The 14,220-nt window shown below is 68.6% G+C and carries 11 protein-coding genes; 2 read left to right on the top strand and 9 right to left on the bottom strand.

What is annotated here, in order from left to right:
• Positions 1–154: 154 nt before the first annotated feature.
• The 5 genes from AB0C15_RS01635 to AB0C15_RS01615 form a co-directional block, all read right to left on the bottom strand.
• Complete coding sequence (locus AB0C15_RS01635; RefSeq protein WP_357347561.1) at positions 155–2,419, bottom strand: hypothetical protein; 2,265 nt, start codon at positions 2,417–2,419, stop codon at positions 155–157.
• A gap of 263 nt (positions 2,420–2,682) precedes the next feature.
• Positions 2,683–3,693 (bottom strand): NAD-dependent epimerase/dehydratase family protein, encoded by a 1,011-nt coding sequence (locus AB0C15_RS01630; protein ID WP_357347559.1) that lies wholly within the window; start codon positions 3,691–3,693, stop codon positions 2,683–2,685.
• Complete coding sequence (locus tag AB0C15_RS01625) at positions 3,690–6,266, bottom strand: alpha/beta fold hydrolase (protein WP_357347557.1); 2,577 nt, start codon at positions 6,264–6,266, stop codon at positions 3,690–3,692. Before AB0C15_RS01625 ends, AB0C15_RS01630 begins: the two co-directional genes overlap by 4 nt.
• Positions 6,263–7,330 carry a 3-oxoacyl-ACP synthase III gene (locus tag AB0C15_RS01620; protein WP_357347555.1) on the bottom strand — a complete coding sequence of 356 codons (1,068 nt, stop codon included), beginning with the start codon at positions 7,328–7,330 and terminating at the stop codon, positions 6,263–6,265. Before AB0C15_RS01620 ends, AB0C15_RS01625 begins: the two co-directional genes overlap by 4 nt.
• A 424-nt stretch (positions 7,331–7,754) precedes the next feature.
• On the bottom strand, positions 7,755–8,012 hold the full coding sequence (locus tag AB0C15_RS01615; protein ID WP_357347554.1) for a hypothetical protein: 258 nt from the start codon (positions 8,010–8,012) through the stop codon (positions 7,755–7,757).
• 7 nt (positions 8,013–8,019) lie between these two features.
• Between AB0C15_RS01615 and AB0C15_RS01610 the strand changes: the two genes are divergently transcribed.
• Complete coding sequence (locus tag AB0C15_RS01610; protein ID WP_357347552.1) at positions 8,020–8,913, top strand: helix-turn-helix transcriptional regulator; 894 nt, start codon at positions 8,020–8,022, stop codon at positions 8,911–8,913.
• Between the two features lie 44 nt (positions 8,914–8,957).
• Here the strand turns inward: AB0C15_RS01610 and AB0C15_RS01605 are convergent, their stop codons facing one another.
• A complete protein-coding gene (locus tag AB0C15_RS01605) occupies positions 8,958–9,563 on the bottom strand; it encodes an AAA family ATPase (RefSeq protein ID WP_357347550.1) in 606 nt (201 codons plus the stop codon).
• 295 nt (positions 9,564–9,858) lie between these two features.
• On the opposite strand from AB0C15_RS01605, the gene AB0C15_RS01600 reads away from it, so the two are divergent.
• Positions 9,859–10,062, top strand: a complete 204-nt coding sequence (locus AB0C15_RS01600; RefSeq protein WP_357347547.1) for a hypothetical protein — start codon at positions 9,859–9,861, stop codon at positions 10,060–10,062.
• 987 nt (positions 10,063–11,049) lie between these two features.
• Here the strand turns inward: AB0C15_RS01600 and AB0C15_RS01595 are convergent.
• The 3 genes from AB0C15_RS01595 to AB0C15_RS01585 all read right to left on the bottom strand — a co-directional run bounded on the left by AB0C15_RS01595 (position 11,050) and on the right by AB0C15_RS01585 (position 14,027).
• The gene (locus AB0C15_RS01595; RefSeq protein WP_357347545.1) at positions 11,050–12,072 is read right to left on the bottom strand and encodes a cellulose binding domain-containing protein; all 1,023 of its coding nucleotides are present in this window, start codon (positions 12,070–12,072) and stop codon (positions 11,050–11,052) included.
• A gap of 429 nt (positions 12,073–12,501) precedes the next feature.
• Positions 12,502–12,861: a DUF6355 family natural product biosynthesis protein gene (locus tag AB0C15_RS01590; protein WP_357347543.1), complete on the bottom strand. Its 360-nt coding sequence runs from the start codon at positions 12,859–12,861 to the stop codon at positions 12,502–12,504.
• 185 nt (positions 12,862–13,046) lie between these two features.
• Positions 13,047–14,027 (bottom strand): helix-turn-helix domain-containing protein, encoded by a 981-nt coding sequence (locus tag AB0C15_RS01585; RefSeq protein ID WP_357347541.1) that lies wholly within the window; start codon positions 14,025–14,027, stop codon positions 13,047–13,049.
• Positions 14,028–14,220: the final 193 nt, after the last annotated feature.

The raw sequence follows: 14,220 nt of genomic DNA, 5'->3' as shown, positions 1-14,220 counted from the left end.
CGCAGCTCGGACCGCCGGCACCGAGACCCGATCCGGGCAGGCAACCGGTCCAACTCCCCAAGCCACCGTTCGACTCGCGTCCGTCAGTGTCGAACCAACGGACGCGAGTCGAACCCGTGTCGCCTACTGCGGTTCTGCAGGACTAAGGCGTCTCCTATCGCGTGCCGATGGTGACGGCGCGCCCCCCGGGCCGGTACAGCAGCAGATGGTCCGGCTTGCCGGTCTGCCCGAAGTCATAGGCGACGATACGGTCCTGGGCGTTGCGCAGGTCGAACCAGCCGACGCTGCCGACGCCCAGGTGGGAGACGTGGACCGCCGAGTACGTGTCCGCGGGGTCGTGCCGCACCACGTCCAGGTAGCCGGTGCCGGGCCGGTAGACGGCGAGGTGGTCGGCCATGCCGGTGTGGGCGTAGTCGAAGGCGACGATGCGGTCCCGCGAGTCGGCGAGGTCGTAACCGCCGATGCCGTTGGACGAGATCAGGTGCGGCCAGAAGGTGTTGCCGGCCGCATGCCCGACGATGGTGACGAGCCCGGCGCCGGGGCGGTACAGCAGCAGGGCGTCCTGCTTACCGGTGTGCGCGTAGTCGTAGGCGATGACCTGGTCGTTCGGGCTGGTCAGGGCAAAACCGTCGATGCCCTGATGCGACCCGACGACCGTCTCGAACGGCCCCGCGGCGCTGTGCTGCAGGATGAACAGCACGTTGTCGCCGGGCCGGTACGCCACAAGGTGGTCGAGCTTGCCGGTGTGCTCGTAGTCGTAGGCCACGAGCCGGTCCTTCGTCGACGCCAGGTCGTAGCCGCCGATGCCACTGGTCGAGGTGAACACCGGCCAGAAGCTGCCGTCCGACGCGTGGCCCACGACGTGCACTATGCCCGTACCCGGCCGGTACAGCACCAGGTAGTCCTGCCGACCGGTGTGCGCGAAGTCGTAGCTGATGATCTGATCGTTTGTGCTGCTCAGACTGAAGCCACCGATCCCGTTCGTGGACCTGAACACCGTCTCGAAGCTGGGCCGCTCGGTGCCGGCCGTCGCCTTCCGCCGCAGCACGTACACGATCCCGGTGCCCGGCCGGTAGACCAGCAGGTGGTCGAGCTTGCCGGTGTGCTCGTAGTCGAACGGCACCACCCGGTCTCGGGGATCGGACAGGTCGTACCCGCCGATCCCGCTCTGCGACTTGAACGGCACCCGCAGGTCGGGGTTGGTGAACGCCAGGCTCAGGTCGTCGTAGAGCGCCACGTCCTTCTTGACGAAGCCTTTCTCCTCGACGATGCCGTACTGGTTGCCTTTGGAGTCGCGGTACGAGAACAGCACGAGCGGGCCGGTGTAGTCCAGCGCCTGCCACATCCGGACACCCTTGACCAGCTGGTCCCGTTTCGTGGCGAACCACCAGCCGGGATTGGGGCTGATCAGCCCGTAGCCCCACTCGGTGCCCCAGATCTTCTTGTCCGCGTCGCCCCTGCGCACCATCACGTCGCGGAGCGCGGCCAGCTCACCACAGATCTGCCCGGGCGTGTCCTCGGCCGGCGGTCCGAACAGGTTCTCCCAGGGCGCGCCACACTTCGGCGTGTCCGGGGCCTCGTTCATCTCGGAGTACGGATGATGGGCGACCGCGTCGAACGTGTCCTTGTAACCGTGGGCGTACCCCCAGTCCAGCCACGCCGACGGCGACCTCGCGGCGTCGCCGTGGATAGCCCCGAGCCCTGCCGACCCGCCGGCCAGCACATAACATTGGCCGCACGAGGTGCGGATCTCCGTGGACGCGATCTTCACCACCTCCCAGTACCGGGCCAGTGTCGCGGTCGCGTCGGCGGCGGTGTCGTAGCGCCCGTCCCCCGGCCGGATGACGCCGTCGTCGCCGTACACGCCGTCGTACTTGCCGAAGCCGTCGATGTTCGGCTCGTTCCAGATCTCGAAGGCGTCGACGATGGGCGGGGTGCCGGGCGGCGAGCCCGGCGGCGGCCCGTAGTGCTGCACCGTCAGGTCCACGAGTGTCTTCCATGCCTCGCTGTCCGCCGGCAGCCAGGTCTCCGGCGGATCCTGGCTCGAGTCGCCCGTCCAGAGGTGGCCGCCGTTGAGCCAGGAGGGCGAGCCGAACAGGGTCACGAGCGGTCGCATGCCTTTGCGGTGCGCCTCCATCACCGTCCGGTCGAGGTGGGTGAAGTCCATCTGGACGGCACCCTCGGAATCTTTCGACGCGTACGTGTGAAAGTCGGTCCATGCCCTGATGATCGGCGTGCGGCCCGGGACGAACGACTGCATGCGGTCCAGATGGTCGCTGATGCCGCCCGGAGTCTTGAAGTCCCAGCCGACCTCGGAGAAGCCGACGTCACGGTTGCTGTAGGGGTAGCGCGACGGCGCCGGGTCAGCGGACGCCGGGGCGGCGCCGGCGGCGCCGAAGACCGTGGCCGCCAGCGCCATGAGGGCCGCTGCCGACAGGGATATGAGGCGTTGTGCTCGAATCATGGGTGGCTGTTTCCGCCTTCCGCTGTGAGCGCGCCGTAAAACGGTCGCTCAGACACACGGACCCAGGGCGGACAGGCTTGTCTCCACGCAACGCACCCGCGACGCCCCGTGTTGACACCCCGTATGTCAACCGCCGCGCGAGGAATCTAACTGCACTTCGCAATATGAATCAAGAGCGCAAGGTGAACACTTCACTACCGCCCGCACGCGAACCGCCGCTACCGGCCTGACCTACCGGTGCCGAGGACGCGTCGTTCCTGCTGGTAGGCCACGGTCAGCCGGGCGAAGCCCTCGTCGAGCGTCACCTTCGGTGACCAGCGCAGCGCCTCTCGGGTCCGGCGTTGGTCGAACCAGTGCGCGGTGGACAACTGCTCGGCCAGGAACCGGGTCATCGGCGGTTCTCCGGTGCGCCGAAGTGCCGGCCACAGACGCTGCACCGCCGCGCCGCCGGTCTTCGCCACTGCCACCGGTACCCGGAGCCTCGGCGGCGTCGCCGCGGCGGCGACACAGATCCGTTCGACGAGTTCACGCACCGTCCGTGGCTCGCCGTTGGTCACCACGAAGGCCCGCCCGTGTACGTCCACTTCGGCTGCCCGGTCGAGCGCGGCGACAAGCGCGTCGGCGGCGTTACTCACGTACGTCGTGTCGATCAGGGCGGCACCCTGGCCGACAAGTGCCAGCCGGCCGGCTCGGGCCCGCTCGACGATCCGGCTCACCAACTGGGTGTCACCCGGTCCCCAGACCAGATGCGGCCGGAGGGCCACCACGGCGAAGTCGGCCGAGTCGGCGGCCAACGCGAGCAACTCGGCCGAGGCCTTGCTGCGGGCGTAGTCGCCCCGCGCCCGGTCCGGGTCGGCCGGGTCGGCGTCCACGCCGACCAGGCCAGCGCCGTGGTGGGCGACCGACGGCGAGGAGACGTGCACGAATCGCGTCACACCTGCGGCTCGGGCGGCGGCGAGCAGGGTGGCCGTGCCGAGAACGTTCGTGTGCGTGAACTGCTGCCGCGGCCCGGTCATCGACACCTTCGCGGCCAGGTGCACCACGGCGTCGACGCCCTCGACGGCGGCAGCTACGGATTCCGGGTCGGTGATGTCGCCACGCCGCTCGTCGACGCCGACCAGGCGGCTCTGCCGACGTTGCAGGACGCGGACCTCGTCGCCGCGCGCCCGTAGCGCGGTGGCGACGGCGCCGCCGAGCATGCCGCTGGCACCGGTCACCAGGACCTTCACGGTCGGTTGAGCCTTCCGCCAGCGAGTACTCGCTCCGCCCAGTGGCGCAGCCGAGTCCGGTCGATCTTCGAGTTGTGCCGGATGTCCGTGGGCAGGTCCGGGACCACCAGCACGGCCGCGATCGGCGGCGTCGCCGCGGCGCGTACCGCGTCGATCAGCTCCCGGCTGGCCAGTTGGGCGCGGCGGGCCCCGGGCATGGTTTCGGCGACGACCACCACCTGCGTCACACCGGGTGGTCCCACCCCGACCACCGCGGCCCGGGCGATCTGCGGCAACGACTCGATCTGCTGCTCGATCCCCACCGGGGTGAGCACGCCGTCGGGGGTGACGATGATGTGGGCCAGTCGGCCCTGCACCCAGAGCCGGCCGTCGGCATCGAGGTAGCCGACGTCGCCGGTGCGGTGCCAGCCCGGATTGCGGGAGCTGTTCCGCTCGGTCAGCCACAGCGCGTCGTAGCGATCCTTGGTGTGCCCGGCCTTGACCAGGATCTCCCCGGTCAGCCCGGTCACGAAGCCGGGCTGCTCGGCTGGCGTGCCGGTCGGGTCCAGGGCGGCGATCGCCACCTGGACACCTGGCAACGGCCGGCCGACACAGACACCGTCACCCGGCTCGGCCTCGGTGATCTCGTCGAGGGTGATGTCGGTGACCGGCAGGACCTCGGTCATCCCGTACGGGGTGTGCGGCTGCGCCTTGGGCATCAGCGCCCGCGCCTGGGTGAGCAGCGCGGCGGGCACCGGCGCACCCGCGCTGAGCAGCAATGTCACCCCCTCCAACGCGGCGCGCTGACGATCGTCGAGGGCGTCACCGGTGTCGACGACATTGCGGAGCGCGGCCGGTGAGGCGAAGACCGACGCGGCGTCGACCGCGGCGGTCGCCTCGGCCAGAGCGGTGGCGGTCAACGTCCGCGGCGAGGTCACCCTCATGTCCGGAATCGCCGACGGGGCACCGAGGGCAGGGCCGAAGAGTGCGAACGGCGCGAACGCCGCCACGATCCCGGCGTCGGCCCGCACACCGATGTCGGACAGCGCGTCTCGCATCGCGGCGAGTTGGCGGTGGGTGTAGACCGCACCCTTCGCCGGCCCGGTGGAGCCGGAGGTGAACAACACCGCCGCGTCGTCGTCCGGGCCGGGCGGGGACGGCAGTTCGTCGACATCGGCACCGAGACGGGCGAGCTTGCCCAGGGTCAGCGCACCCCACGCGGCGGCGCCGGGGCCGGCCCCGAGACGCCGTCCGGGCCAGCGCAGGGCGCGGGCGACGGCGAGTCCAGGACCGACTGCCACCAGGTACGCCGGGTCGGCGCTGCGCATCGCCCGGTTCATCCCGGCCAGCCCCAGCCCGGGGTCGGCCACCACGATCACCGCGCCGATGCGCAGGCACGCGTAGACGGCGGCGGTCAGGTCGGCGCCGGGCGGTACGAGCAGGGCGACCCGATCGCCGGGTCGCACCCCGCACGCGGCGAGCCCCGCCGCGATCTCCCGGATCCGTTGCCACAGCAGCGCCCAGCTGACCTGCCGGCCGTTCCGCGCCAACTCGACGAGAGCGACCGAGCGGTCCTCGGCCCGCGCCGCCAACTCGGCCCACAGCGGACGCCACGGCACCGTCGGCGTCGGCGACGCGGGCGGGCCGACGGGAGGCCGGTCCAGATCGACAAGCCACTGCGCGACCGCGCCGGCCACGTCGGCGTCCTCGGCGACCAGGTGACCCGCGCCTTCGAACCGGTGCAGCCGCGCGTGCGGCAGCCGCTCCCGCAGATCCCGCAGGTGCGCGGCGCCGAAAACCGGATCGCGCGGCCCCCAGAGCAGCAGTGCCGGCGTCTGCGCCAACGTGTGCAGATTCTGCGCGACCCCTTGCAACGCCGGCCAGCTCGGATGGTCGGCGTGCAGCGGAATGTCGGCGACGAAGCCACCGATCGCGGCCCGCCGCTCCACCGTCCGGTACGGGGCGTGGTAACCCTCCCGGACAGCCTGCGGCAGCCGCGGGTTGGCCAGGGCGAGGGTGGCCTGTAGGAACGTCGGCGTCTGGACGGTCACCGCGGGCAGCACACCGGGCAGCCGGGCCAGGCGGATCAGCGTGGGCGCCGCCGAATCGGCCGGCTGATGCACGGCGGTGTTGGTCAGCACGACACCGCGGAGCTGATCGCGGTGACGCAGTGCCCAGCCCAACGAGATGGAGCCGCCCCAGTCGTGCCCGACCGTCACCACCGGCCCGGTCAGGCCCAGCGCGTCGGTGACCGTGCTGAGATCGTCGATCCGCTGCGCCAGCCCGCGTACCGTCCCGGTGCGCTCCGAGAACCCCATGTCCAGGTGGTCGACGGCGATCACTCGCCACGGCGGTGCGTCGGCCTGCGCGAAACGGGCCAGCAGGTGCCGCCACAGGTACGACCAGGTGGGGTTGCCGTGCACACAGAGCAAGGTTCCGACGGTGCGGGCCGAGGCGTCGGAGTCGGCCGCAGCGGTGTCCAGGACATGCCAGGTGCGTTGGATGCCCTGGCTGTCCCGGGCGGTGACGAACCGGGACCAGACGGGGTCGAGGCCGGGCAGCCCCGGTGGCGGGGTGGTGTGTCGATCGTTCACCAGACGACTTCCAAGGCACAGGTGTTCAGGCCGGAGCCGACGCCCATGCAGAGCACCCGGTCACCGGGGTCGAGCGACTCGGCGTGGCGGGCCAGTGTCATCGGCAGCGAGGCCGGGCCGACGTTGCCCCACAGCGGGAAGGTCTCCGGGACCTTTCGAGGGTCGAGGCCGAGCCGGTCGACGACACCACGTGTGTGGGCCACCGAGACCTGGTGCATCACGTAGAGGTCCATGTCCTGCCAGTCCCACGACCCGGCGTCCGCCCAGGTCGCGGCCGCGAGGGCCACCCCCGCGTCGAGCAGGCCCTTCGCATCGGTACGCATCTGGGTGCTGTTTCCCTCGCACAGTCTGTGATGCTGGGTCGCCGCCCGACCGACCCCACCGATCAGGCGGTGGCCCTGTTTGTGGGTGTCGGCGGCAGCCAGCACCATCGCTGCCGCACCCGACCCGAGGGTCAGCGTCGCGAACTGCTCGCGCACGTCGTCGCGGGTCGAGTCGGGCCCGCGCAGCCGGTCGATCGTCGCCTGCTGGGCGTCGCGGGAACTCTCGCCCGCCACGATCAGCGCGTACCGGATCTGTCCGGCATCGATCATGTTGGCCGCGACCTGTATTCCGTTGACGAACCCAAGGCAGGCGTTGGCGATGTCGAAGTTCAGTGCCGACGGCGGCAGCTCCAGCGTGTGGTGGATCGCCGCCGCCGTCGAGGGCTCCAGAAACGCCCGTGACACCGAGGTGTTGAGCAGCAGGCCGACGTCACGCACGTCGACGCCCGCCTCCGACAGTGCCTTGGCCCCGGCCATCGCCGCCGCGTCGGCGAAGCTGACGCCTTCCGCCCACCAACGCCGCTCCTGGATGCCGGCGATCCGCTGAAGCATCCCCCGGCGCAGCCCCAGCCGCCGGAACGTCTCGTCCAACTGCTCGTCGAACTGATCAGACGTAACGACAACCGGCGCCTCCTGGGCCACCACCGACAGTATCGCTGTGTTCCTGTAGCGATACTCAGCGTTGCCCTGCGTCATTTGGCCTCCGCCCGTCACCCATCCCGAGGGCTCGAAGCTATCCACTCGGTCCCCCCATCCACCAACGGTCGACGAGCATCGCGGTGAACATCACTCACCTGCCCACACCCATCGGACACCTGCACCCCTGAGCTGTCCATCTCGTTGCGTTGGACGTGCCAGCCGTGCAGCGGCGCATCATCCCCGACCGCACAACCCCAGGTCGCTCCGGGACACCACGCCAGGTTCGTAGGCCTGGGCCAACCTCGCGGACAGCGTCACGACGGCGGCACGCAGCGTTCGCGCCAGACCGGACATCGCACTTCAGCTGCCCGCACCTGGGTGAGTGGCAGGTCCTGCGCAACCTGCCGTCGACCCTCGGCCAAACAGGTCCCCCAGCTGACCTGGGGCCGTCATCAGCAGGTTCGCCCGACGCGGAACGCCGCCGCCGCTGGGCACACCTGACCTGGTCCGGATCAAGCCGTGAGCCTTACCCAAACGGCCTAGCGCAGATTGCCAGATGGCACCCTTGGGCGGTTTTTTTTACCGGGCCCGATTTGTTCGAGCGCGATGCGCCGGCCGTCGCGAGGACCGCGCCGAGCACGAGCCAGCCGACCTGGGCTGTCGACAGCTGCTCGTCAGCGGTTGCGAGCCCGACCGTTGCTGTTCCGGCGACGACCGCCACTGCGCGCACCAACGTCGACGCGTCAAAGCGGCGAGTGCGCTTGTTGCCGGAACGGTCGACCATGTCTTTCATGATGCCCGATCGCCGCCACCCCGCTCAAGACGCCACGGACGTGGAGGAGCCCACGCCTGCGGTGGCGCGCTGGCTGCTACGCACCCGCCTACGCCGTCTCCGCGAGCAACGCATGCTCACGCAGGAGCAGGTGGCTGAGGAGATGGAGTGGTCCCTGTCCAAGGTCATCCGGATCGAGAGCGGTGCGATCGGTGTCAGCGTCAGTGACATGCGTGCACTGCTTGTCGCCTATCTCGTCGACGATCATGCGCAGGTCGACGAGCTGCGGCAGCTCGTGTTGATCGCACGGTCCCGGCAGGACCGGAGGATCTTCCAGATACCGCCCTCGGTGCGTGCGGTGTTCGAGCAGGTCGCCCACTTCGAGCGGTCAGCGACGGTCATCGACGTCCACGCGCCAACATGGATTCCCGACCTCCTGCAAACCCGCGAGTATGCGGCCGGCCTCGCACCCCTGCGGCTCGCCAGCCACTTCGCGGCCGACGATGTCGCCACGTCGGTCGTGCAGCGCCAGGAGTGGCTGGCCCGTCGCGCAGGACGCGTCCAGACGAGATTTCTGATCCAGGAGGCGGTCCTGCACCGCCAGGTCGGTGGAGCCTCGGTCCTAGCCGCCCAGCTAGGGCGGTTGCTGGAGGCACCAACGGTCCGCGTCATCCCTGGCACCGTCGCTGCCCGGTGCGTCGCCGCCCCGACATTCGCGATGATGACGGTCGGCGACCACGGCACCCTCGCCTTCGTCCACGGATTCGATGGCAGCGTCCAGATCGTCGAAGAGCCCGAGCGGCTGACACAACTCCAAAGTGCCCTGTCCGAAGCAGGCCAACTCGCCGCCGACGCCACGACGTCGGCGCGGCTCATCAGGGTCTGTCAAGCTGCGACTGATCCTCGTTGTTGAGCTTTCGTGCCCTGTCAGCGGCACCAGAGTGCGGGCAGATCGACTCAACCTTGCGTAGGGCTGCCTCCCGGACCAGCCAGCAACGGAATGCCGAAATGGGAAATGGCCGCGGTGGCTACCTCGGTCGGTTCCAGACGGGTGTTGTCGATACGAAGGTAGTCGGCGCGATCGTCGAACCGGCCGTCCGAGGTGAGGCAGTGAAGGCGGTCCAGTTCGAGCAGGTTGCGCTGGGAGAAGGCGACATCTCGCTTGGACGGCTTCTCTGCCAGGCGTGACGGGCATTGGTTCCGCCGGAGCCGTTCCGCTTGGTCTGCCTCCAGTTCGAGGTAGAGCACACGGCCCCCGCGTCGCCGGAACGGCTCCGCGAACTGGTCCACCGCTCGTTCGTCCTCTGGAAGGTCGAACGCCCAGACGTAGGTGAAGATCAGTCCAGGCAGGTCGCTGGCGGCAACCTCTTCCATGAGGTCACTGCGAAACCGATCGACCAGCCGCCCAAACGGCGGGCTGCCAAATGGGAAGAAGCGCAGCACGGGCTCGATCGCCATGTGGTTGTGGAACAACCGCAGACCAGTTCGAGCAGCGATCCGCTCGCCCACGGTCATCTTTCCGACAGCTGGCGGACCGATGATGAATAGCAACGTCCCCGTCACGGCGGTGACGCTAACAGTTGTTGATTGCCGCGTCGATGCGTTGTGCAAGCGCGCTCTCCTCGGCAGACCGGGAGAGTTTGCTACGTCCCGGAGCCCATGTAGGCGGCGAGGATGTAGTTGGAGGTCTTGCGGGCACGGTCGTAACGCACGGTGGTTCTCGGGCCGGCGTGGCGGGCTGCACTCGACGATCACCGGGCCGACGAGCAGCGAGCGGACGCTGCCAAGCGCCCAGCGGCAGATCCGTGCACCCGCCCCTGGCCAACCGGTGCCGCGAACGTGCGATTAGGGTCTGCGCATGCGGGATGACATTGTTCTGCGGCTCGACCGCACCACCGCGGAGGATCTGTACGTCGCGCTACACGAGGCCGGAGAGCACATCGCGGCCGGCGCAGCCATCACTCCGCCCACGGCCGGCGAGGCCGAACGCCTGGGCGCTCTCCTGCGGGACCTGGGCCACGCCCTTGGCCGTCGATGCTCTCCGTACTGCGACCACCTCTAGTTGGTAGCGGATCGCGCGTGCTCAGGTAGCAGCTCCGGATGCTGGTTCGGTCCATCATCGCTCCGGCATGATGGGTCGAGATTGTCGGTCGGTGCTCCTATGATCACGGCCATCTCGGCTGCCTTCACCGCCTTGTGGACCCAGGACGTCTGCCGGGAGCTACGCAAGCACTGCGTCGGCCAGCGGCCGCCGGTGGCGTTCAGCGGGGGGCACCAGTCTCTGCCCAGTTGGACCAGCGTCGGTGTCGGCGATGATGTCTTCGCGCTGCATGGTGGTCGACGGTCGTCTCGAACGCTCCGTCAGCCTCTAGGGCGTCTATCGCCTGACCGACGAGTCCGCCGCTCGACTGGGTGCCCTGCTCGACAGTTCACCGGCCCCGACCGAACGGAGTGGACCCCTCCACGTGCATCAGGATCGGCAGCGTGGTGCGCCCGTGACGGAGTCGGCGCGAACGCTGGTCTTGCCACCGAGTTCGTCGTAGGCGTAGGCCGTGTAGGTGGTCTTGTCGAACCTGGTCGTGTCGTCGCTGCCGACGTCGGCGGGGTTCTTGTACTGCCTCAGGGCGGTGGTACGGCCTTGGGGGCGGTGGTGGCGGCGGTGCCGCCGGCCGGTGGGATCACCCAGCCAACGGAGGCCGGGCCTCTTGCCGTCTACGCGCGGCCGGATCTCACCTCGCGATCAGCGGGGACTCCGAGTCGTTTGGGTCCTCGTCAACCAGGTAGTACTGAAACGGCTCGAACTCGTACATGGACCCGGCCAGGGCGCCGCGGTGTGCGGTGCTTCACTGTGGCCGCGTCGGACGCGGATTTCACGCTCCGAGACGACAGTCATGGAGGGGCGCCACAGGTGCACCCACCACGACGGTGACCGCCAACCCCGATGGCCTGGTCGAATCAACCCTGAGCGCCGTGTCGACTCGCAAACGTATCGACGGCCAGTGGGAGGACCTTGGTCAGCCTGGCCAGCCCTTGACGGAGGGCCGAGGCGCTAACGGATGGTGAAGGTCAGCGGGTTCGAGATGCCGAGGCCGCCGCGGGAATCGTGGACCCGCACGGTGAAGGTGGACGACGAGCCGGCCGACAGGGCCGTCTGGAACTGGTAGCGCTGTCCGCTGTTGGTCGGCGTCACGGCCAGCCGGGTTGCGCCGAGGTAGAGCTCCACCCGGCTGACGAGGTCCCCGGGATCGGTGTCGGAGACGTCGGCGACTAGCGTGACGGTCGTCGGCTCGAGGAAGTAGGTCTGCCCGCCGGGGGTGCTCAACGCCACCGCCGGCGGGTGGTTGGCGCCGGTGGACGCCGGTGTCACCACGGTGACCAGCAACGGCGGCGCAGCGCCAGACAACGACTGGTCGGTGCCGGCCGAGACGTACAGCACGAAGGTGGTGCTGGTGCCGGGCTCCCCGATCGGTGGTGTCCACAGCGCCTCGTACCGGTCACCGGTCGTCCTCACTCCCTGGGCCACCGTGACGCCGTCCACCCGGAACGACACCGAGGTGATGCCGTGTCCGCCTCCCACGGTCGCGGTCGCCGCCAGCGGGACGGTTCCCGGCGTGGTGTACACCGCGCCGGCGGTCGGGCTGAGCCAGGTGACGATCGCCGGATAGTCAGCGACCGGCGGTGTGGGCGTCCGGGTCGGCGTCACGCTGGGCAGGACGCCGCCGGTGCACGTGACGCCGTTGAGCGTGAACGACGCCGGTATGGGGTTGCTGCCCGACCAGGCGCCGACGAAACCGATGTTCGCGGAGCCATTGGTGCCCAGGGTCGCGTTCCAGGCCAGATTGGTCGCGCTGACCTGCTGGCCCGCCTGGGCCCAGGTGGCGCTCCAGGTTTGCGTGAGCCGCTGGTCTACTGCAGGGAACGCGAACCGCAGCGTCCACCCGTTGACCAGGTCACCCACGTTGGTGACCGCGATGTCGGCGTGGAAGCCACCGGTCCACTGGCTGGTGACGACGTAGTTCACCCGACACCCGGCCGCCGCGCTCGCCGCACTGGCATGTGAGATCGCGGCCATCATCGCGACCATGGCAACAGCGACGGCGGCCACAGCAGTCAGCGACTTCCGCATGGCACACCCCGCCGTAGATAGCTGAACGTCTATGAGAATGTCGACTGTCCTGCTGCTCCGCCCTCCTGTCAAGGCACGCACGGCAGTCCCGCCGCCGGCAGGACAACGGACAACCCGCCCAGCGCTGACCGGTAGCGGCCACAGCGCCGAGCAGGCAGAAGAGTGGATAGCGCAGCGGTGGGGGGCCGGGATCGATGTAGGGCGAGGCTCCCGGTAGGACAGCAGTCGACCAAGATCCGATGCCCCAACCGGAAGCCTCGCTGTTGTCCTACCCTGCCGCGATTTCCCTGTCCGACCGCACCCTCATTTGCCTCGCTGACCTGATCCGCAACCACCGAACGCAGGTGGAGAATCGCGCAGCGCTTGGCTGGCGGTTCAACAAGTTTGACCCGAGTACCAGGCGTTGGATACGGCGTTGGCGCCGCCGATGTCCCACGTTCCCGGGCCGATGCACCAGGTCCAGTCGTTGCGGGGCCACGTCGCGTCGACGTAGATGATCACATGGGTGCTCCCGCAGTGGTTGTACCAGGCCGTCACCGCGTCTTCGTAGTAGCCGCAAACCTGCGCGGAGACGTCCTCGCTGCCGGGCTTGGCCTGCCCCGAAACCGCGGTGGTTTCGGGTTGGGACAGGCGGGAGCTGGCACTCGGACTTGCCTGTGCCACGGTCCCGGACAGGGTGAGTGCGCCGAGGATCGCGGTTACTGCCGAGATCCGAAACGCCGTTCTGTACAACATTTTCACAATGGTCTCCTGTCAGCCGCCGCTGCGGCCTAGATGATGCTGCTGGCTGCATGAAGTGATCGATGTACTTCCTCGCTCCCCTTCCATCGCGAAAACACGAATCGATGACTGAGCGGACTTCCTAAGGTAAGAGTGCAGGCCACAGCCGGGTCTGTCGTTACCGGTAAGCGCACAGGTCTTTAGTCTGCGCGTACTTTCGCGCACTGCTCACGGAACTGGCGTGGCGAAAGACCGTAGGCGCTGCGGAATGCCTGGCTGAAGTGCGCCGGGCTGGTGAACCCCCACTGGGCGGCGATCGCGTGGATCGGGCGCGCGCCTAGATGGGGGTTGGCGAGGTCGCGTCGGCACTGCTCCAGGCGACGCTCGCGGACCCAGCCGGCAACCGTGCGCCCTTCCTCGTGGAACAGCTTGTGCAGGTATCGCAGCGAGATGTGATGCGCTGCGGCAATCGCGTCCGGTGTGAGGCGCGGATCGCCCAGATTCTCTCGGACGAAGCCGTGGATCTGAGCCATCAACGCTCGCCGTCGGGTGTGGGAGGGCACCGCGCTGTGGACGTCCAGCGCGTTGGCCAGTGCCGCTGTCAACACGTCAATGGTGAGGGTGGACAGCCGGGCGGCGTCCAACGGACTGAGTTCGTCCATGTGCCGGGCAAGGTGCAGCAGGAATTGTGAAGATAACGCGCCGATGCCTTGGGCACCAGGGATGCGAACTGCGCTCAGGCGCCGCAACTCCCGAGCGGGCAACGGCAGTAACAAACGCGGGAAGCGCAGGAGTAGCAGCTGACTAACTGGCACATCGGGGGTGAATTCGGCCAGGTAGGGCCGGGAGGTATCATACAGTATCAGGTCCCCCACGCCGAATTCTGCGCGCTGGCCGTCTTGCGTGATCATGCCGCCACCGCGCACAAGGCAACCCAGCTTGAACACCTCGGGATCGGCCTGCCGAATGAGCTTGGGAGTGCGGTGGACCGAGTGCGGCATCGTGGTCATTAATGTCGCCTGCACGGGACCGAACTCACTGATTCCGACCTGAGCCCGAAATCCGGGCTCCCACTGCGATTCACAGCGTAAATCGTAGGGCACCCAGAGCTTCGAGTTTACCTCGCGCCAGAAGGCGAACCCGTCTTCAACCGGGACCTCGGTGGTGCTGACTACGTCCATGACTCACCTTCGCGCTGTCGCTGCAGGGGTCAGATCACGATAGCTCGGCGTCGATATGGCGGCGTTGCGATGTTGTGGTACGGGTCGGGCATTGAGGGCTTTTCATCGTGATGGGCCTGGTCGCGATCGGTGGCAGGCAGCGTGTGTCGACATAGGACGAGACTCCCGGTAGGACAGCAGTCGACCAAGATCC

Origin of the sequence: Micromonospora sp. NPDC048835 (assembly GCF_040649995.1) — a bacterium.
Taxonomy (GTDB): Bacteria; Actinomycetota; Actinomycetes; order Mycobacteriales; family Micromonosporaceae; genus Micromonospora.
This window is presented reverse-complemented; position numbering and strand designations above follow the sequence as displayed.